The sequence below is a fragment of the Thermococcus sp. LS1 genome, assembly GCF_012027395.1.
In the GTDB taxonomy this organism is placed as follows: Archaea; Methanobacteriota_B; Thermococci; order Thermococcales; family Thermococcaceae; genus Thermococcus.
Genome location: NZ_SNUJ01000005.1, coordinates 1 through 19,019 on the forward strand (window position 1 = coordinate 1; position 19,019 = coordinate 19,019).

General features: G+C 49.9%; 20 protein-coding genes. 10 read left to right on the forward strand and 10 right to left on the reverse strand.

Annotation, left to right across the window (positions count from 1 at the left end):
• The 6 genes from E3E26_RS10135 to fdhF all read right to left on the reverse strand — a co-directional run.
• Positions 1-1,667, reverse strand: a 1,667-nt coding sequence (locus tag E3E26_RS10135; RefSeq protein WP_167901205.1) for a hydrogenase large subunit, incomplete at its 3' end; no start/stop codon positions are given.
• Between the two features lies 1 nt (position 1,668).
• Positions 1,669-2,589: a respiratory chain complex I subunit 1 family protein gene (locus E3E26_RS10140; protein WP_167901206.1), complete on the reverse strand. Its 921-nt coding sequence runs from the start codon at positions 2,587-2,589 to the stop codon at positions 1,669-1,671.
• A gap of 10 nt (positions 2,590-2,599) precedes the next feature.
• Positions 2,600-4,597, reverse strand: a complete 1,998-nt coding sequence (locus tag E3E26_RS10145) for a proton-conducting transporter membrane subunit (protein WP_167901207.1) — start codon at positions 4,595-4,597, stop codon at positions 2,600-2,602.
• Positions 4,598-4,603: 6 nt separating this feature from the next.
• The gene (locus E3E26_RS10150) at positions 4,604-6,040 is read right to left on the reverse strand and encodes a hydrogenase 4 subunit D (RefSeq protein WP_167901208.1); all 1,437 of its coding nucleotides are present in this window, start codon (positions 6,038-6,040) and stop codon (positions 4,604-4,606) included.
• A 101-nt stretch (positions 6,041-6,141) separates the two neighbouring features.
• The gene (locus E3E26_RS10155) at positions 6,142-6,639 is read right to left on the reverse strand and encodes a 4Fe-4S dicluster domain-containing protein (RefSeq protein ID WP_167901209.1); all 498 of its coding nucleotides are present in this window, start codon (positions 6,637-6,639) and stop codon (positions 6,142-6,144) included.
• A 5-nt stretch (positions 6,640-6,644) separates the two neighbouring features.
• Positions 6,645-8,711 carry a formate dehydrogenase subunit alpha gene (gene fdhF / locus E3E26_RS10160; RefSeq protein ID WP_167901210.1) on the reverse strand — a complete coding sequence of 689 codons (2,067 nt, stop codon included), beginning with the start codon at positions 8,709-8,711 and terminating at the stop codon, positions 6,645-6,647.
• Between the two features lie 175 nt (positions 8,712-8,886).
• On the opposite strand from fdhF, the gene E3E26_RS10165 reads away from it, so the two are divergent.
• On the forward strand, positions 8,887-9,246 hold the full coding sequence (locus E3E26_RS10165; RefSeq protein WP_167901211.1) for a DsrE family protein: 360 nt from the start codon (positions 8,887-8,889) through the stop codon (positions 9,244-9,246).
• A gap of 1,066 nt (positions 9,247-10,312) precedes the next feature.
• Positions 10,313-10,528, forward strand: a complete 216-nt coding sequence (locus E3E26_RS10170) for a hypothetical protein (protein ID WP_167901212.1) — start codon at positions 10,313-10,315, stop codon at positions 10,526-10,528.
• 45 nt (positions 10,529-10,573) lie between these two features.
• On the opposite strand, the gene E3E26_RS10175 is transcribed toward E3E26_RS10170, so the two are convergent.
• The 4 genes from E3E26_RS10175 to cobB are packed head-to-tail and all read right to left on the reverse strand — an operon-like array spanning position 10,574 to position 13,040.
• Positions 10,574-11,155, reverse strand: coding sequence for an ASCH domain-containing protein (locus tag E3E26_RS10175; RefSeq protein ID WP_240911721.1), 582 nt, complete (start codon positions 11,153-11,155; stop codon positions 10,574-10,576).
• On the reverse strand, positions 11,112-11,840 hold the full coding sequence (locus E3E26_RS10180; RefSeq protein ID WP_167901213.1) for a TIGR02253 family HAD-type hydrolase: 729 nt from the start codon (positions 11,838-11,840) through the stop codon (positions 11,112-11,114). Before E3E26_RS10180 ends, E3E26_RS10175 begins: the two co-directional genes overlap by 44 nt.
• Positions 11,841-11,874: 34 nt before the next feature.
• Positions 11,875-12,288: a DUF3783 domain-containing protein gene (locus E3E26_RS10185; RefSeq protein ID WP_167901214.1), complete on the reverse strand. Its 414-nt coding sequence runs from the start codon at positions 12,286-12,288 to the stop codon at positions 11,875-11,877.
• Positions 12,288-13,040, reverse strand: coding sequence for an NAD-dependent protein deacetylase (gene cobB, locus E3E26_RS10190; protein ID WP_167901215.1), 753 nt, complete (start codon positions 13,038-13,040; stop codon positions 12,288-12,290). Before cobB ends, E3E26_RS10185 begins: the two co-directional genes overlap by 1 nt.
• A gap of 147 nt (positions 13,041-13,187) precedes the next feature.
• Here cobB and E3E26_RS10195 point away from each other — a divergent pair, with 147 nt between their 5' ends.
• The 8 genes from E3E26_RS10195 to E3E26_RS10230 all read left to right on the forward strand — a co-directional run bounded on the left by E3E26_RS10195 (position 13,188) and on the right by E3E26_RS10230 (position 19,017).
• Entirely contained in the window at positions 13,188-14,372 is a 1,185-nt protein-coding gene (locus E3E26_RS10195) for an aromatic amino acid transport family protein (RefSeq protein ID WP_167901216.1), read from the forward strand.
• Positions 14,373-14,510: 138 nt separating this feature from the next.
• On the forward strand, positions 14,511-15,782 hold the full coding sequence (gene glyA / locus E3E26_RS10200) for a serine hydroxymethyltransferase (protein ID WP_167901282.1): 1,272 nt from the start codon (positions 14,511-14,513) through the stop codon (positions 15,780-15,782).
• A 446-nt stretch (positions 15,783-16,228) separates the two neighbouring features.
• Positions 16,229-16,681 carry an immunoglobulin-like domain-containing protein gene (locus tag E3E26_RS10205; RefSeq protein WP_167901283.1) on the forward strand — a complete coding sequence of 151 codons (453 nt, stop codon included), beginning with the start codon at positions 16,229-16,231 and terminating at the stop codon, positions 16,679-16,681.
• 133 nt (positions 16,682-16,814) lie between these two features.
• A complete protein-coding gene (locus tag E3E26_RS10210) occupies positions 16,815-17,099 on the forward strand; it encodes an immunoglobulin-like domain-containing protein (RefSeq protein WP_240911722.1) in 285 nt (94 codons plus the stop codon).
• Positions 17,100-17,164: 65 nt separating this feature from the next.
• Positions 17,165-17,497, forward strand: coding sequence for a transcription factor S (locus E3E26_RS10215; RefSeq protein WP_012571784.1), 333 nt, complete (start codon positions 17,165-17,167; stop codon positions 17,495-17,497).
• Positions 17,479-17,661 (forward strand): hypothetical protein, encoded by a 183-nt coding sequence (locus E3E26_RS10220; RefSeq protein WP_167901217.1) that lies wholly within the window; start codon positions 17,479-17,481, stop codon positions 17,659-17,661. The genes E3E26_RS10215 and E3E26_RS10220 overlap by 19 nt, the downstream gene beginning before the upstream one ends.
• A 2-nt stretch (positions 17,662-17,663) precedes the next feature.
• Positions 17,664-18,413 carry a DNA polymerase sliding clamp gene (locus E3E26_RS10225; RefSeq protein ID WP_167901218.1) on the forward strand — a complete coding sequence of 250 codons (750 nt, stop codon included), beginning with the start codon at positions 17,664-17,666 and terminating at the stop codon, positions 18,411-18,413.
• Between the two features lie 34 nt (positions 18,414-18,447).
• Complete coding sequence (locus E3E26_RS10230; protein ID WP_167901219.1) at positions 18,448-19,017, forward strand: hypothetical protein; 570 nt, start codon at positions 18,448-18,450, stop codon at positions 19,015-19,017.
• Positions 19,018-19,019: the final 2 nt, after the last annotated feature.

Here is a 19,019-nt window from a genome sequence, read left to right on the forward strand (position 1 = left end):
ATGAGCGGAGCATCGGCGACGCTGTAGCCCTTGAGCATCTCTGGAACGGCGGGCAAGTTGTTGTAAGTCGGCGCCCTGACCTTCCAGCGATAGACCTTGTTCTTCCTGTCGGTCATGACGTAGTGGACAAGCTCGCCGCGATGGGCCTCGGTGAAGCCAAGTGCTTCTTCGTACTCCGGCAACTTGCCAATGGGAGTGAATATTTCCCCACCCGGCATCTGGTCGATGAGCTGCTCCACAATCCAGATGCTCTCGAAGAGCTCGTCCATCCTGACGAGAACTCTTGCTAAGACATCGCCTTCCTTATAAACCGGTACCTTGAAGTCCACCTCGTTGTAAGCCATCGCTGTCTTGGTCGCTTGGTCAAGTCTGGTGTCTATTTTTCTCCCGCTGGCACGAGCCGTTGGACCGAGGACCGAATATACCTTGGCGACCTTATAGGACAATATTCCAACGCCTTCCACTCTTTTGATAAACGTGTTAGTGTTCAGGGATATATCTATGAACTTTTTCACCTCCTCACGTATCTGCCTGACGACCTTAGGCACTTCCTCCTTGCGATAGTCGAGCAGATCTCTCCTTACGCCGCCGACGATGTTCATTCCATATTGCTTTCTATTGCCAGTCAAACGCTCCATGAGCCACATAACAGGTTCTCTGATGCGCCATGAATGCATAAATCCAGTATCATAGCCAACGAGGTGAGCAGCAATTCCGGCCCACAGAAGATGATTATGAATTCTCTCAAGCTCGAGGAGTAGAGTTCTTATGTACCTAGCTCTGTCTGGTATTTCAACGTCAGCCAAGCGCTCAATCGCCATAGCATAAGATACTGAGTGCTGGTAGCCGCAGATGCCACAGACTCTCTCGGCAAGGAAGAGCACCTGATTGTAGGTCAGCCTTCCCTCTCCTATCTTCTCGATTCCCCTGTGGGAGTAGAAACCCCGATAATCAACGTCAACTATTTCCTCACCCTTCACGAAAAGCCTGAAGTGAGCAGGCTCTTCAATACCCATGTGGACGGGACCCATCGGGACAAGGCAAGTTCCCTCGGGACCATCCTTGAACTCTGTATTCGGCTCAGTTATGGGCGAGTAGCGATAATCCATGTCCTTCCTGAGCGGGTAAACACCCTCCGGCCAGTCCTCCGGCAGGACGAGTCTCCTTGGATCGGGATGGCCTATTGGTTTGAAACCGAGAAGATCCTTTACTTCCCTCTCTATCCACAGTGCTGCCGGAAGCTTCGCAGCGACGCCTGAGAAGCTCGGATCGTCCTCGGGTATATATGTCTTCAGGAAGACGTAGTAGTTCCTGTCCATGTTGAAAGGTTCAACCTGGACGTTCAGGAGGGGCATGTAAATGAACTTTCCATTAAGAGGTCTTTCATCGGTTCCGATAGCAGTAGAAAAGTGTGTCTCCTTGAACTTCGGATGGTTATGCCACCAGAGCACGGCCTCTGGAAGGACTTCCATATCTATCACGAACTGATACTGGCCGTAGCTCATCCTCTTACATTCGCGTATATGTTCCTTAAAGGTCTCATAAAACTCGCTGAGACCTTCCCTCTCGGAGAGTATCTCATCGACGTTAGCTTCCTTGCAGTGGCCCCTCTCACGGACCCTGTACTCAAACTCAAAGTGAGCTTCCAAATCTTTAGTCTTAACCATTTTACCACCCCATAAACGCTATTGCGAGTATTATCATACCTGCGAAGAACATTCTAACGTTCATCTTGACCACATGATCAATCCTGAGCCTTGCGTTAGTTGCCTCAAGCACCGCTATTATTGGGTAGAACGCTATTGTTAGCAGGAACTGCAGTGCTAGCACGAGAGCTCCTTTTTCGGGTGTGTCTATCTGCCCAAGCCATGGGAGGATTAGCAGGCTGACAAAGAACCACAACAGGGTGAAGCGTTTGATGTAGATTGCATAGTAGAACACTCCGAGGAGCCTTCCGCTATACTCCCCAAGTGGCCCACCTATGACTTCTTGCTCAGCCTCGGCTATATTGAAGGGTACGAACCCACTCTCAACATAGAGCGCGTAGGCGAGGAGTATATAGGTTAGTAACACCGACGGAGTAAGGTGAAGATTTGCTATTATGCCAGAGATGCTGAGCGAGCCCGCATTATAGGCGAGGACTCCGTAGAGTACAGCTATTAACGGCTCAACAGTTAGGGCTATCTGCATTTCCCTGGCTGAACCAAGATGACTGAAAGCGTTCTGGACGGTCAAGCCTGCAAGGATGAGGAATATACTGACCATCATCATAACATAGAAGAACACTACTAGATTGAAGCCGAAGTCCACCAGCACGACATTGCCGTAGGGGAGGAGAAGGGCAGCGGAGATTGCAGAGACAAGGGCAAGATATGGTGCCCACGTGAACAGGGCGCTGGATGTTGGTCTAACCGATGGAAGTGCGAAAAGCTTCTGGAGGTCATACCAGGTCTGACTGAGCGGAGGCCCTCTCCTGTACTGGAGCCTAGCCTTGACCCTTCTCGCAATACCGTCAAGATATGGTGGCAGAAAGAGCAGAATGAGAATACCAACAAGGCCGAACCCAAGTTTGATTATGTCTATTTTCATCTTCCCCACCTCATAGTACCATTAGGATACCGATTATCGCTCCCACAACTATCAGGGCGAGCACCACGAAAGTTCCGAGCCTAAGTCCTGGGAGAATGTCCCTGACTATTCTGAGGAGCCTTATAAGCGGCTTGAATGTCTCCTCATCAATGTAGAGCAACTGTTCCTTTCTAAGGTCTGATAAGCTCTCAACATCCGTGTACGGTGTGTCAACAATCTTAACGAAGTAGCTCGCCACCCATATGTAGGCTCTGACAATATAGTGAATTATCTCCTCTCCGAGGCTGTAAAACCAGTCACCGAAGCGGTAGAAAGAGCCTATCTTCTCCTCATACTTGAGATAGTAGCCCTCTGCGGTTATCCTATACTCATCGGTATCGAGTTCCGTTGAACCACAATCCCAAGGCTTTGCTGTCTTGCCATACTCTGGTTTGAAGCTCAGGTACAGCCCGAGAGCAAGGACGCCGAAGAGCACCACGAAGAGCACTGGCGAGAATAACACCGAGCCAAAGCCTATCTTGTAGATGTTGTCCGTAAGTGGAGCGCTAAAGGGTTCGTTGAGTATCGGAGTTACAAGCTTCGGAAAGATACCTATAACGAGTGTAAGTCCGGCCAAAATCCACTGGCCGGCGAGCATTCCCACTGGAACCTCCTTTACAGTCGCATACTTTTTCATCTCACCACCAAACTGGGCACCGTAGAACTTTACGAAAGAGGCAAGCGTTGCAGCGCTTATGAACGCGGCGAGCACTGCACCAACAGCAAGAATGAAGCTCTTTGACTGGTAGCCTGCCACATATATAAGCCATTTACTTATGAATCCATTGAAGGGTGGGATTCCGGCTATCGCAAGTGATGAGAAGAGCGCAGCAAGAGCGGTCCACTTCATGTACTTTCCAAGGCCACCAAGCTCATTTAGGTTAAAGGTTCCGGTTCTATATTCAACTGCTCCAGCCGAGAGGAAGAGCGAGGACTTAAAGATTGCGTGATTGAATGCGTGGAAGACACCAGCAAATGCTCCAAGAGCACCAACTTGGGCGAGGGTACCGCCCTTTGGTATCAGAGCCATTCCTATGCCGATTCCAAGCCAAATGTAACCCATCTGACCAATGCTGTGGTAGGCAAGAAGTCGCTTTGCGTTAGTCTCCCTGAGGGCGTAGAGCGTTCCAACGGTAAGGGTAATGGCTCCGAGAACTGCAATCAGTAAGCCAAGGGTTGAACTGTCTCCTATGAGCCTCCAGATAAGAGCTATCAGCCCATAAATGGCGACCTTCTCCATGGCTCCGGCTATAATAGCTGAAACACTGCTCGGTGCTGCCCTGTAGGTCTCAGCGACCCAGAAGTGGAACGGAACTATCCCCGCCTTGGTCATGAACGCCAGCAGAAAGAGACCATAGAGGACTATCTTCGTGCTTTCTGGGGCAGTTGCAAGAGCAACGTGAATATTTCCAAAGGTGAGCTTCTCAAAGCTCCCCACAAGGGAGTAGGTGGTACCGAGGGCGAGGAAGAGAGGTATTGTATCGAAGAAATGCATTGTGATGTAGTACTTGACACTCACTCCAACATCCCTTGCCTTTTCACTGGAGAATACCAGTATAAACGAACTAAGAGTCATAAGCTCCCAACCTATGACAAAATACTCCATGCCGTCTACGGTGACGATTAGAACCATCGAGGCGAGAAAAGTATTGTATGCTATCGCGTAGACCCATCCTTTGCCTTTGTTTTCAAAGATGTCCATGTAGCTTATCGCATAGAGGGAAGTTGCAATTCCAACGAGACCTATGATCAGCAGAAAGATATTCGAGAGGCCCGTTATGTTAAGGGAGACCCCAAATAGATCGACTCTCTGGGGGCCGTTGGTGTACACCTTGTAGGTCTCCCCAAGTACTGCGAGAGAGCCGATGAACGCCATGAAGCTTGAGGCCTTGACGGCAGTTTTATAGTCTGTCACGAACCCAAAAAGGCCGCCAATTATGAAGGCAATAATTGCATATTTGAGAAACATTTCACATCACCCTATGAATCCTATCTTCATAACAACATCTAGTGTAATCCATGGACTTACCATGCCTATGATTACCAGTGTTATCATTACTACCTTCATGAGCGTTGATTCGTGAATTTCGCTGACTGGTTGTGGCGCACCGAAGAAAATTTCCTTGAACCAAAGGAGCACAACCACAAGGAATATCGCCGCATCAAAGAGAACAACGCCAGGGAAGAGCCATGATGCAATACCCTGGGCATGTCTAGTACTCATGATTGTGAATGCCTTGCTAAAGAACAGACCAAGGGGCAGGATACCTGCAAGGCCAAGGAAGCTGAGAAACCAGGCAACACTTGCCCATGGGAGGCTATGCCTTGTTCCCCTGATCTTCTCGAGGTCTGTCGTTCCAAAAGCGTAGGCAAAGGTTCCGATGCTCATGAATGCAAGGGCCTTAACGAGAGTGTGATTGACAACCTGATAAAGCGCTATCTGCAGACCAACTTTGTGGCCGAGAAGTGCATATGCGAGGGTTATGTAAGCAACGCCTATCTGTGCTATCGTAGAATAGGCTAAGAGTCTCTTGCCATCCTTCTGGAGCGGATAGTAGATCATCATGAGCAGTATCAGGACAACGGTGAGTGAGCCTAAAAGCCAGAACTCGTTCCTGCCAGGGTTCATGTACTGGATGACCCTGAAAAGCATGAAGCTCCCAAGAGGAACTATTGATGCAGAGTGAATGTAAGCAGATGCCGGAACCGGACCGATCGTTGTATCTGGCAACCAAGAATAGAAGAACAACTGTGAACTCATCGCCAGCGCGGCAAATATTATGATTGTGAAGGTTGTGTCCTTGGTAAACTGATTAATGCCCTCCATCTTAGCAAACTCCTGATTTTCACTAAGGAGTGCAATGGCAACGAGAAGAAGTACAACCGCAAGGTTGAGTACAAGGAACGCCTTGATGGCATTACTCTTTGCATTTCCGTAAAAATTCACAAGGTGGAGAAGAGCTATTGCCATGAGCTCAAGGAAGACGAGGAACTGAACGAGGTTTGTGCTGTAGATAAATGTCATTGTTGAACCCATAAGTAGTCCGAGAAAAGCATAGAACTTCCCTTTTCCACTTTCAAGGGGGAACTGTCTGTTTGATGGACCCATGTAGTCTGCTGCATAGAGAACGAGTAAAAATCCTGTTAGAATCGAGATAAACCCCATCATAACAGAGGCAACGTCAACGTTGAGGCCAAAGATCTCTCCAAGGTTTTCCACGCGGACATAAAAGTAGTGGTAGACATTCTCTGCCCCAGTCTGGAAAAAAGCATAGAGGCCGTAGCTGTTTATGAGCAGAGCAAGAGCAATTATTATTGCCGCAGAAGTGTCTGCAGTTCTACCTTCCATCTTGTAGAGCAAAAGTAGCATGAAGGGCAACAACACCGATGCAAGGAATATTTCGCCGTTCACACTTCATCACCCAATTGTTTTAAACCTGTGGTTTTCATTGAAAAAGAAAAATACACTGATCTCCTCCTGCCCTAAAGAACGAGGGTTGTGGAAAATGAAGATCAGAGCACGAGGAGAGCATTTTCTCCCTTTCCCCTCTTCGCTGAGCTCTTCAGGTTCGCAACTATTTTTCCTTCTCTGGCCCAGAGGACATCGTTTATGTCGCCGTACTTGAGGGCCTCAGTTGGACACGCTGAGACACAGGCAGGGAGAAGACCTTTTGCCCTTCTCCCAGCACAGAGCGCACACTTGTCCATAATCTTGTTAGCTTCATCTAGCTTTGGAACACCAAATGGACATGCAACTGCACACATGAGACAGCCGATACACTTGAGGGGGTCGAGAACGACTGCGCCATCATCGTCCTTGGAGAGCGCGTTAACTGGACACACTTCCATACATGGAGCCTTTTCACAGTGGCGGCAATTGAAGGCGACGCTGGTCAAGTCAGGGAACTCAAAAACCCTAATTTTTGCTTCGCCATTGATTACTTCACATGCTACTTCACAGGCTTTGCAGGCAATGCAGCGCTTGAAATCGATAAATATCTTCTTGCTCATTTAAATCACCCCTCAACCTTGGAGATCCTACATGCGGCCGTCTTCAGCTCGGGCATCTCAACGTACTTATCAAGCACATCTGCAGTCAAGTAGTTAAAGTCCCAGTGCCAGGGCATTGCTATTACCCCCTCCCTGATATTTGGAGTAACCTCTGCTCTGGCAGTTAGTGAGCCCCTCCTCGTCTCCACATTTACTAAATCCCCTGTTTTGATGCCCAACTTCGCCGCATCACTCACATTTATCATAACGAAAGGCTCTGGCCACCTCTTTTCGAGGCTCTTACTCCTGAAACTCCTGACTCCAGTACGGAACTGCCCAACCAACGTGAAGTTAGTAAGCCAGAATGGATACTCCTCGTCAGGCACTTCTCCAGGAGGCTCATAATCCACTGGAATTAAATGAGCTTTCCCATCTGGAGTCATGAACCCATCAAGGAACAGCCTCGTAGTCTCTGTCTTTTCATCGGGGCACGGGAAGATGCAGCCTTCAATATTCTCTTTAAGCCTCTCCGGAGTGGCTCCTGCGAGTATGGGAACTGTCCGATTTATTTCCCGCAGTATATCATCTACACTCGAATAGTTAAAGTACTCTCCAAGCCCCAATGCCCTAGCAACTTCAACTATTATCTGCCAATCTGGCTTGGCGTCTCCAGGAGGGTCTGCAGCTTTAAAACTTCTCTGGACTCTTCTTTCAAAACTCATTATTGTGCCTTCTTGCTCATACCATGCTGCAGCGGGGAGAACAATGTCCGCATACTGAGCAGTCTCGTTTGGGAAAACATCCTGAACCACAATAAACTCCGCTTTTTTCAGAGCTTCCCTGACAAATGCCGAGTTTGGAGCACCTTTTGCAGGGTTAACCCCCACTATGTATAACGCTTTAACCTTTCCTTCGTTGATGGCCTCTATTATCCTGAAGTATGTGAGCCCCGGTTTTCTCGGTATTTTGAAGCCCCAGATTTCTTCGATCCTCTTTACTTCTTCTTCATCTTCCACTGAGACTCTTCCTGGCAGCATATCACAATCAACGCCCATCATTGAGACTCCCATAGCGTTGTATGCACCGGGTATTGCCCCAGACATCACTCCCTCCTTTCCAACGTACCCGCAGATAACAATGAGGGCTGCCAGTGCCATGTGAAGTAAAGTACCATTAGCATGCTGGGTTGAACCCATCTGCTGCAGTAATGCTCCCTTTCCCGCAGTTGCGAATGTTATTGCAGCTTTTTCAATTAATTCTGCCGGAACACCGCTGATCTTTTCTGCCCACTGTGGGGTGTACTGCTCAACTTTCTTTGCCAGCTCTTCAAAACCTTCAACTCTCTCAGCGATGAAGTCCTTGTCGTACAATTCATTTTTTATTATCACATTGAGCATTGCCAAAGCAACTGCCAAATCAGTTCCGGGATATGGCTGAAGGTGGATGTCGGCGAACTTAGCAGTTTCGGTCTTCCTTGGGTCAACAACAATTAACTTGGCTCCATTGTCCAGAACGGCCCTTTCAACATACTGCCCAAAGAACACTGGACTTGTTGCTGCGGGGTTATAACCCCAAATCAAGATTGCTTTTGTTTTCGTTATGTCCTCAAACGGGTTTGTCAGAAATGGATTTCCGAGTATCTTCTGCTTGGCAAAGAACACTGTAGACTGACAGAATCTTCCGGGGTGCTCCACATTGTTCGTTCCCAGTGCTCTGGCCAGCTTTTGCAGAACATAATTTGCCTCCACTGATATCCTTTCAGTCCCCAAAAAAGCCAGTGCCTCCGGACCATATTTTTCTTTTATTTCTTTTAGTTTTTGAGCAATTTCTTTAATCGCTTCTTCCCAGCTGATCTCAACGAACTTTCCCTCTCCCCTTTCACCAGCCCTCTTAAGAGGCTTCCTGAGCCTGTCTGGATGTCTAAGATACTGGAACGAAGCAACACCCTTTGGACAGAGCTTCCCCTTGTTGGGTATACCCGGGTGGTCGTAATCGAACTCGATTTTCTTGGGGTATCCATTGTCGTTTACTATATACAGCCTACATCCAACAGAACACCAAGCACAGACTACAGGCACAAGTTTTTCTGCCATTGTCTAAATCACCCCTTAATGACTAACTAGTCACTATAAGTTAGAACTTCTATTTAAACATTCTCGCAACTTTTAGTGTTAAACTTTAATGTATCTAATATATAAATTAGAAACGTTTAAAATGTCCATATTCTTTTACTGACGTATATGTAACTAGATGTCTGGGGTGACATCCATGGAGAGTGATAAACTGAAGGTCGTTTTCCATCTGGATCTTGATGATACACCAACACTGATGCTGGCGTTAAAATTCATAAACAATCTTTTCAAGGACGTTGGACAAGAAAATGCTGAAGTTGCAGTTCTTGCCAATGCATTTGCTGTAAAACTCTTTGTCAAGGATTCCAACACGAAGTTCAAGGAGCAACTTGAAAATCTGCATAACTGGGGGGTTAAATTTTATGTCTGCAACAATGCACTAAATACACACTGCATTGACAAGTCCGCTATATTTGAATTCTGTGAAATAGTTCCGGCAGGAATAACAAAACTAATAGAACTTCAAAAGGAAGGCTACGCATATGTTAAGACATGATGTTTTGTTGTTAATTTTTATCTCTATCCCGTGAGGCTCGTTGTCTACGGACTTCATCATTGAACAATAAGAGCTTTTCCCTTTGTTTGTTTACCTAGTTGTAGTACTCGCAATCTCTTTAAAGAAATATAAAACTCCCTGTGGTCAATACACTTTGATATAAGTATATTCGCACTGACAGAATAGTATATAACTCTCTTTGAACTCATTATATAGAAAATAAAAAATAAATGAATTCATATTTTCAGAATTCCCTTGTTTAGAGCACGGGGTGAGTATGAGGAGTTTCCATACCAGAACCGAATTAATTTTAGAGGAAGCTAATAGTGGCTTAAATATTAATCATTAGATTAGATTTAAAGAGAATAACATGGACACCAAGGGGATAATCAAGTGTAAGTCATCGAGAACTCCAAATTAGAGAGCTTTCACTATACCCTTCCCGTAGTCCTCGGGACGGTGTGGGCGTTCATAGCAATCAACACCATCTTCGCAAGCTTTGTGATACCGCTCTTCAAAAAGAACTTGCCTTTCAGGAGAGTCTAACAAAGCTTGGCTCACTCGGTTCGGCGTCCTCTTCGGAATGCTCTCTGGGGTGTGGCTTTTCAGCTACTCCTCCGGCAGGATTGGAAGGGAGATTATCACGTACCGGCCCTTGAAGGTTAGAACTAGGGAGAGCAGGAACACCCCCATAAGCCATTTATTCCTTATCCACTCCAAGCAGCGATTTGAACAGCAGGTAAGCCCACGGGGCGAATAGTAGGCTGAAGAAAACGTCGCTGAACCAGTGGTAGTGTAGGAAAAGCCCCGTGAGGGCGATTCCAACGGCGTACGTCCAGGCTAATGGAGCATACTTTTCCAGCGATCTGAGGTGTAGGCAGATATTATCAAGGCCCTAAAAGTGTGGCCGGAAGGGAAAGCATACTTTCCAATCCCCAAGGAATCTCGGCCGGGGCTCAGCAAAGATGATCTTGAGGCCCCCTATAGCAATCAGGCCTATCCCGGAGGCGAGTATGAAAGCGGCGCTTCTCTTTGAAATCGAGCCTCTACCCATCGGTCGAGGTAAATGACAAGAATTGCGAAGGGTATCAAGAAGAAGTTTCCACCGAGAGCTGTTAGGAGGTTCATCAGTTGGTGTATCGATGAGAGAAAGAGTCAAGTTTACCCACTTGCCTGCCCCCATCAACAGGCTCCCACTACCTGCAAGAGGAAGACTGCGACGACTCCAGTCGTGAAGATCAGGAAGTTTCTCCTAAAGTTAGCCTACCCCATGGCACTTTAGGAAGGAGGGACCGGTAAAAAAGCTTTCCTCGAAAGTCTCCTCAGGTTAAATAACCCCGGAGGCATAGAGTGCATGATAGGCCTTGAGCAGCGCCTGCTGGACTTTTTTCGGTCCGAAGGTTCTAACGGCCCTTCCAAGGCCCTCGTTGTATATCCTGCGCAGTATGAAGTCAGTTTCGCGGCTTAGGTTGACCTTCTCCTGATTTTCAAGGTAGAGTCTCGCTATCTCCTCCGGTTCCCGGTAATTGAGGCCCTTGAGCCACTTGAGGGGTATTCCGTCCTCGAAGCGCTTGATGACTTCAAAGCCTATTATCGTAACCTCGTCATCACCGTAGAGCCCCCCGTAGATTTTGCTCAGCTCCCTGACGAGTTCCCTGACGTCGGAAAAGCCGTCGAGCCTAGCATCTTCGTTGGTGAGCTCCTTAACTTTCTTTTTCTCGACGCGGGTTATCCTGACCTTGGCTATGGCGGTGTCGCTTGGCGTGATGACTAGGTAAATCTCGCTTCCAGGCTTGGCCTCGTAGTCCCCATACCTTATCGTCGTGACCTTGTCTCCCCTGAGGATCCTTGATTTGTAGGCGCTGTCAATCAGCATGAACTTCCTTATCTGCACGCTCTTTCCCTTCAAGGTTCAGCCCCCTGACTATCTCCGGAACCTCCTCCAATGACTTAATCGTGAAGTCCGCGTACTCCAGATAGTCCAGCTCGCGGTTGGCGTACTTCCCATATTTAAACCATACTGTCTTCATGCCAACCTGCTTCGCCCCGTAAATGTCCGAGTACAGCCTGTCGCCAACCATCAGCGCCTCGTGAGGCTCGACGTTGAACTTCCGCAGGGCCTTCTCAAATATCTTCCTGTGGGGCTTCTTGACGCCGAGATAGTCGGATATAAAGACCTCATCAAAGTATTCATCGAGCTCGAGGCGGAGTATCTTCTCCCACTGCTTTATGGGGTCGCCGTCGGTGATCACCCCGAGGCCAAAGCCATCTTTCTTGAGCTCGAGGAGGACTTTTCTAGCGCCCTTGACGCTTTTGAGGTAGGCGAACTTGGTGTTGTGATACGCTATAACCCCCGCGGCTATCCACTTGGGATTGTTCGGCAGGTCAAGCCTCCTCAGAAGGTAGTCGAAATGTCTCCCAAAGTTGCTTCCGTACTCGGTTATGAGCTCGAGGAGCTCATGATAAGCGGTTTCGAAATCAACGGGAAGCCCGTGGCGTACCATATTCTCTATAGCGTTTTTCCTAGCCATCTCAGCGAGTTTGCTCGTGTCAACGAGCGTGTCGTCGAGGTCAAAGAACACGACCCTTATCATCTCGCCACCCACCATCCCTACGCTTTTCCCCTATTTAATCCTTCCCGAGGTTAAGGAACGGGCCTTTCCTCTCACTCACCTGTCTCCTAGCCCACTTCATGGCCTGAAAGTACTCATCCTCCTCCATAAGCTCGTTGAGCAAATCTTCGAGCTTCCAGGTAAGGGACGTTTCCGTCGTGGTGGCAAATATTACCCTCCCGAGATTGAGGGAGCGAACTGCTTTTATTACCCCCTTCAGCGTCTCGTTGTCAACGTCATGCATTATCACAAACTTTCTGAGATGCCAGTAGCTCGAACCGCTCAGCTTTTCGGCTTTATCAACTATCTCTCCAACGACACAGTCCCGGCAGTACTCGGGAACCTCAAAGACGTCCAGGCCGCTGAGGGCCTCCATTACCTTTCCGGCCTCATCCTCATTAAAGCCAATGAGGAGAACCTTTCCACCCATCATACCAGCCCCTTAATCCTTTCCATCAACTTTTCCATTGCCTCACCCGCCGGACAGCGCAGGAAGACGTCAGCTATGGGCGTAATCCCACTCTCCTCGGGATTTACCTCAATGACTTTGCCCCCTGTTTCCTTGACTATCTGGGGGATGTACGCTGCGGGATAGACAACACCGCTGGTACCAATCACGAGAACCAGGTCTGCCTTCTCCGCGAGCTTAAAGGCCTCGTCCAGAGATTTCCTCGGCAGCGGCTCGCCAAACCACACCACGTCAGGCCTCAGAAGCGAACCGCAGTTTGGGCACTTTGGCAGGTCTTTCTGGGCCAGGAACTCTTCCAGGCGACCGCTCTCCTTGAGGTTTTCCTTATAGCTACAGGAGGTACACCTAACGCGGAAGATGTTGCCGTGGAGCTCGATGAGGTTTTTTGTGCCGGCCTCACGGTGGAGGTCGTCAACGTTCTGGGTTATCACAGCCTTCAAAATGCCCATCTCCTCGAGCTCAGCCAGAGCGTAGTGGGCCCTGTTGGGTCTGGCCTTCATTATGAGCCTCATTCTCCACTTGTAGAAGCTCCAGACGAGGTGAGGATCCTTCCTAAAGGCTTCTGGCGTCGCCAGCTCCTCCGGCCTGTGCTTCTTCCAGAGACCGTTGAAGCCCCTGAAGGTTGGAACACCGCTCTCCGCGCTTATTCCAGCCCCGGTAAAGGCTATGGCAAACCTAGAGCGGGCGAGCAGTTTTGCGGCTTCCTCTATCATGATTACACATACTCGGCTATCCTTAAAAATCATGCCCGACCCTGAGTTCTTTTCCCATCGATGCCGAATAATCTTTGAAGTAGGTTTCACATTTCCGTGCGAGCCTTTAAATTGTATCCATGAGTACATTTTACCGAGGTGAGAGAGATGCCTGTCACTGATGGAACCCCCAGGAGAAAGGTCACCACCTCACACGGGAGGTATTATGCGGAGAGACTAGCTGCAGAGAGACGTAAAAAGGTCACCCTCATCCAGAACCTGAGGAGAAGAAAGGCCACAGTAGCTTTGAGAACCTCCACGATAAAGGTCGAAAAGGCACGCATCACAAAGAACGAGGCCCTGGCAATACTCGTGGGAACACAGATAGGGGCAGGGGTGCTTGGACTTCCCTATGCAGCCTCAAAAGTCGGCCTGATCCCAGCACTGGGCGTTCTCTTCGGAGTGATGCTTCTGATGCTGGCGACGGCATTCATAGTGCTGAAGTTCTCCGCCGAGATGGGCGGGGCGCAGATGAGCACCATAGCCAACAGAACCCTCGGAAAGGCAGGAGGCTGGCTCATGTACATCAGCATATTCATAATGAGCTTCGGCGCGCTCCTCGCTTACATAGCGGGAATGGGCAGCGTCTTTTCCAGCCTTTTTGGTATAAGCGACACGCTCGGAGCGCTCATATTCTGGGTTCTGGCATCGCTCGTAGTTTACCATGGACTCGAAGCCAGCGGAAAGACCGAGCTCATAATGAGCTACATAATGCTCGCCCTCTTCATCGGCGTTACCCTGATGCTCACTCCCCACGCAGAGCTCGAAAACGGCCTCTACACCGACCTCTCGGGAATACTCAGCATAACAGGCGTTGCCATCTTCGCCCTCGGCTGCCACACCATAATCCCCGACGTCTACAAGGGACTCGGAAGCTACGAAGAGACCAAAAAGGTCATTGTCCTAGCGTTCCTCATTCCAACGGCCATTTACGCTGTCTTTATGGCAGCATTCCTTCTCGCCTTTGGAAAGAGCACCCCGGAAATCGCCACTCAGGGGCTCGAGCTGCTCTACGGCCACGTTGGCAAGCTCATAGGCAACTTAATTCCATTGCTGGCCATAACCACGAGCTACATAGGCATCGCCCTGGCTCAGCAGAGCAACAACGCCGAGTTCGTGAAACTCAAGAAGCCGATAGCCTGGGGGCTGACGGTCATACCGCCAGCGGCACTCTACTTTGCAGGGGTCAAGAACTTCGCCGATGTGCTGGCCTTCGCCGGCGACACCGGTGATTTCCTGGCGTTCATAGTGCTGCCGATTCTCATTTACCTTGCCAGCAAGCTCAGGAAGTAACCCTTTGCTTTTTTCTATCCTTTTTCGAAAGGACTCCTGAGTGTCAGCCGGGAGGGAAAAGAAAGCACATGAATCAGCCTTCAATTCTGCGGTAAGATTTATATTCTCCCCGCTCAAATCCTCATCGAGGTGTTTCCCATGGAGAACGGCTACAAAACCTACAGGGACAAGGTTATTGAGTATCTGGAGGCCCACGAGAAGTGGAGGAGCTCAACCATAAACCTGATTGCGAGTGAGAACGTAACCTCCCCGAGCGTCAACCGCGCCGTTTCTAGCGGCTTCATGCACAAGTACGCCGAGGGCTGGCCCAGGCAGAGGTATTATCAGGGCTGTAAGTACGTTGATGAGGTCGAGCTCATCGGTGTTGACCTCTTCTGCAAGCTCTTTGGAAGCGACTTTGCTGACCTCAGACCTATATCCGGAACCAACGCCAACCAGGCAGTTTTCTTCGGTCTCACCCAGCCGGGAGACAAGGCTATCGTTCTGCACACTTCCCACGGTGGCCACATAAGCCACATGCCCTTCGGAGCCGCTGGAATGAGGGGCCTTGAAGTCCACACCTGGCCCTTTGACAACGAGGAGTTCAACATCGACGTTGACAAGGCCGCTCAGCTCATTCGTGAGCTCGAGCCAAGAATAGTCGTCTTCGGTGGTTCGCTCTTCCCGTTCCCACACCCGGTCAAGGAGCTCGCTCCGGTGGCTAAGGAAGTCGGTGCTTACGTCATGTACGACGCAGCCCACGTGCTCGGTCTCATTGCCGGAAAGCAGTTCCAGGACCCACTCAGGGAGGGCGTTGACGTCATGACCGCCTCGACCCACAAGACCTTCCCGGGACCGCAGGGCGGTATAATCCTCTACAAGAACTTCGGTGATGACGTCGCCAAGCTCCAGTGGGCCATCTTCCCGGGTGTCCTCAGCAACCACCACCTCCACCACATGGCCGGTAAGGTCATCACCGCCGCCGAGATGCTCGAGTTCGGTGAGAAGTACGCGGCCCAGATTGTCAAGAACGCCGAGGCCCTCGCCGAGGAGGGCTTCAAGGTCATCGGCGAGGACAAGGGCTACACCGAGAGCCACCAGGTCATAGTTGACGTCAGCGACCTGCACGAGGCCGCTGGCGGTTGGGCTGCGCCGCTCCTCGAGGAGGCAGGCATAATCCTCAACAAGAACCTCCTGCCGTGGGACCCGCTCGAGAAGGTCAACACCCCGAGCGGCCTCAGGATAGGCGTCCAGGAGATGACCAGAGTTGGAATGCTCGAGGACAACATGAAGGACATAGCGGTCTTCATGAGGCGCGTCCTCATCGACAAGGAGGATCCGAAGAAGGTCGAGAAGGAAGTTGCCGAGTACAGGAAGGAGTACCAGAAGGTCTACTACTCCTTCGACCACGGCCTCCCAATGAAGGAGTGAGATTTCCTTCTTTTTTCAATTTCACAAGTTAGTAATCAAGATTTCTCCAGGGTAGTTTTGAGGGTTCTCCACTGAATCTGCCGTTCTGCTGAATTATATTCAAAGTCAGCGTTTTTTCGTCGGATTTCATCCCAGAAAAAGTTATAAACTCACTTTTCCAGTAAATTAAAGCGATGTCTGGCCTTCGTTCCCCATTCATTCGTAGAATAGGCCAGGCATCGCGAACCTTACGTAATCCGCTTTAAATAAGTGGCTCAAATAAGGGCTAAAATCAGACGAGTAAAGCCACAGAGTTCAAACTGGACCTTGACTTTGAATAAGTCCTGTTTCCTTCCCGCATCTGTTAAAATAAAGAAGTTCAAATAACTCAACCGATCACTTCAATCTCTTTTGAAGCTTTGACAACCGTTAAGAACCTGGAAGTTGACACTTCTCCGGTGGTTCACATGAAAAAGGCAGTCCCTGTACTACTGGTACTCCTGATAATCCCAGTGGTCCATTTCATGGTTTCCTCCCCCTCAGGAGGTGACAACGGCGGAACGGACGGAACTCCAGACGTTCCAGACGTCGTTCTGAAACTTGACAAGACGAGCTATGCCCCGGATGAGACTATGGTTCTAACAGTGGTCAACAACGCTAACTCGGAGGCAACAACTGGCTATGCATTCCAGCTTTACAGACTTGAGAATGGCAACTGGAAGGAGGTAAATCTTGACATGGCCTTCATAGAGATAGGCATCATCATTGAGCAGGGCAAGAACTGGGAGCAGAAGATAGACCTGTCTAAGCTCAACCTCGAGCCTGGACATTACAAAATAGTCAAGAGCGTCTTCGTGGGCAACGTGACGGTAAAGCCCGAGGCCGAGTTCGACATCACCGGCTGGGGGTGGCAGAGTTGAGAAAGGGTCCCCTTGTCTCTCTCCTTATCCTTCTTCTCTGGGGTGCTACCGGTCCACACTTCATGATCAGCCTCGATAAGAAGCTTACGCTCAGGAAGAACGGCCCGAGCTGACTGTAAGGAACATCGGACTTATGCCAATTGAACTTGGCCGGGGATACCTCCTCTACCGCTGGGAGAACGGTAGCTGGGTTCGAGTTAGGACTGGGCTGATTTTTACAGATGACCTCATAGTCCTCACACCTTTCCGCTCATGGAAGCAGCGGATAACCCTGAAATACCTGCCTGAAAACGAATCCATAGGGGACCCCCGTTTCTATCCTAACCTCCCTCCCGGGAGATACAAGGTCGTCAAGGAGATCTGCGGCTGGCCGCGGGGATGCGTGAACGCGAGCATGGAGTTTGAGATAGCGGACTGAATTCTTGGCAAAACTTTTTATCCCCCAATCACATACCTCACCCCCGGCTGTAGGGGTGAGAGAAGATGAAGTTCTGTCCAGAGTGCGGTAACCTTATGCTCCCGGATAGGAAGAGAAAGGTCTGGGTCTGCAGAAAGTGCGGTTATGAAGAGCCCTTCGACGAGGAGAAGGACAGGGAGAAGACAAGAATAACCCAGAAGGTCGAACACAAACCCGACGAGGGAATAATAGTCGTTGAGCAGGATCTGGCAACCCTTCCAAAGGTCAAGATAACCTGTCCGAAGTGCGGCAACGACGAGGCCTACTGGTGGGAGCTCCAGACGAGGGCCGGCGACGAGCCGAGCACGATATTCTACAAGTGCACCAAGTGTGGCCACGTATGGAGGTCCTACGAGTGAACGAGGAGGAGAAGTTCGAAGTTTTAAAGCGCCTTGCTGAAAAGGCTCTTAAGGAGCTTGAGGAGGCATATAAAAGACTGCCCGATACAGACAACGGAAAAGCTTATTTATTCCGGGGAAAAGAAAGGGTTAGGCTGATGCTCAATATACTGGAGGAGGGGTAAAGATGCCGTTCGAAATAGTTTTTGATGGTGCCAAAGATTTCGCCGATCTTATAGCCACCGCAAGCAACCTGATTGACGAGGCGGCTTTCAAGATAACTGAGGAAGGAATAAGCATGCGCGCCATGGACCCGAGCAGGGTCGTTCTCATCGACCTCAACCTCCCGGAGAGCATATTCTCCAAGTATGAGGTCGAGGAAGAGGAGACGATTGGAATCAACATGGACCACTTCAAGAAGATACTCAAGCGCGGCAAGAACAAGGACACCCTCATCCTCAGGAAGGGCGACGAGAACTTCCTCGAGGTCACCTTCGAGGGAACCGCCAAGAGAACCTTCAAGCTGCCACTCATCGAGGTCGAGGAACTCGAGCTCGACCTTCCAGAACTTCCGTTCACAGCAAAGGTCGTTGTTCTCGGAGAGGTTCTCAAGGAGGCCGTTAAGGACGCCTCCCTCGTCAGCGACGCCCTCAAGTTCATAGCAAGGGAGAACGAGTTCATCATGAAGGCAGAGGGCGAGACCAACGAGGTCGAGATAAAGCTCACCCTTGAGGACGAGGGTCTGCTCGACCTCGAGGTTGAGGAGGAAACCAAGAGCGCCTACGGAATCAGCTACCTCGCCGACATGATAAAAGGTATCGGAAAGGCCGACGAGGTCATCATAAGGTTCGGCAACGAGATGCCCCTCCAGATGGAGTACCCGATAAGGGACGAGGGTAAGCTGATATTCCTCCTCGCTCCGCGCGTCGAGGACTGATTTCTTTTCCTTCTCCATTTAGGCTGGTGAGAGCGTGGACATCGTTAAGCTCAGGGAACTGCTGGAGGGGGAGCTTTCATCCCCTGACCTCACAGAGCTCGACGAAGAGTTCTACAGGGAATTCGACAGTCTGATAAAAGCCCTTAAACTCAGCGCTGAGAGCTCCCGCGAGAGGGGTGAGGACATCGAGGAGCGCCTTTACCTCGCCCAACTCAATATCGCCGAGAAGTTAATGCGCGAAATAATCAAAATCAGGCTCCATAAAATCGTAGATCTGGCCGTTGAAGGAATACCTCAAGAGATGACAGCCGAGGAGAAGAGGATTTTCACTATTCTGAGGGCATTCATCGAGCGTGAGGAGATTCCGGTTGAGGTTCCGGCCGAAGCCGTTGAGGTTCCCGAGAGCATCCCCACTGCAGAGCCACCAAGGAAAACCATTCCCAGGGAGGCGTACATAATCAAGATCGACCTCCCCAAAATCCTCGACGCCGAGCTGAAAGGATACGGGCCGTTTAAAGCGGGCGATCTGGTGACGCTCCCCCGGGAGATAGCCAAGGTTCTCATCGAGAGGGAAGCTGCAGAAAAAATCAAGATATCCCCGTGATG

Coding starts and splice junctions, on each gene's coding strand:
- E3E26_RS10140 (WP_167901206.1), bottom strand. CDS start 2,589: ATGAAAATAGACATAATCAAACTTGGGTTCGGCCTTGTTGGTATTCTC.
- E3E26_RS10205 (WP_167901283.1), top strand. CDS start 16,229: ATGAAAAAGGCAGTCCCTGTACTACTGGTACTCCTGATAATCCCAGTG.
- E3E26_RS10165 (WP_167901211.1), top strand. CDS start 8,887: ATGGAGAGTGATAAACTGAAGGTCGTTTTCCATCTGGATCTTGATGAT.
- E3E26_RS10145 (WP_167901207.1), bottom strand. CDS start 4,597: ATGTTTCTCAAATATGCAATTATTGCCTTCATAATTGGCGGCCTTTTT.
- cobB (WP_167901215.1), bottom strand. CDS start 13,040: ATGATAGAGGAAGCCGCAAAACTGCTCGCCCGCTCTAGGTTTGCCATA.
- fdhF (WP_167901210.1), bottom strand. CDS start 8,711: ATGGCAGAAAAACTTGTGCCTGTAGTCTGTGCTTGGTGTTCTGTTGGA.
- E3E26_RS10215 (WP_012571784.1), top strand. CDS start 17,165: ATGAAGTTCTGTCCAGAGTGCGGTAACCTTATGCTCCCGGATAGGAAG.
- E3E26_RS10210 (WP_240911722.1), top strand. CDS start 16,815: ATGCCAATTGAACTTGGCCGGGGATACCTCCTCTACCGCTGGGAGAAC.
- E3E26_RS10180 (WP_167901213.1), bottom strand. CDS start 11,840: ATGATAAGGGTCGTGTTCTTTGACCTCGACGACACGCTCGTTGACACG.
- E3E26_RS10195 (WP_167901216.1), top strand. CDS start 13,188: ATGCCTGTCACTGATGGAACCCCCAGGAGAAAGGTCACCACCTCACAC.
- E3E26_RS10170 (WP_167901212.1), top strand. CDS start 10,313: ATGACAAGAATTGCGAAGGGTATCAAGAAGAAGTTTCCACCGAGAGCT.
- glyA (WP_167901282.1), top strand. CDS start 14,511: ATGGAGAACGGCTACAAAACCTACAGGGACAAGGTTATTGAGTATCTG.
- E3E26_RS10220 (WP_167901217.1), top strand. CDS start 17,479: ATGGAGGTCCTACGAGTGAACGAGGAGGAGAAGTTCGAAGTTTTAAAG.
- E3E26_RS10225 (WP_167901218.1), top strand. CDS start 17,664: ATGCCGTTCGAAATAGTTTTTGATGGTGCCAAAGATTTCGCCGATCTT.
- E3E26_RS10155 (WP_167901209.1), bottom strand. CDS start 6,639: ATGAGCAAGAAGATATTTATCGATTTCAAGCGCTGCATTGCCTGCAAA.
- E3E26_RS10185 (WP_167901214.1), bottom strand. CDS start 12,288: ATGGGTGGAAAGGTTCTCCTCATTGGCTTTAATGAGGATGAGGCCGGA.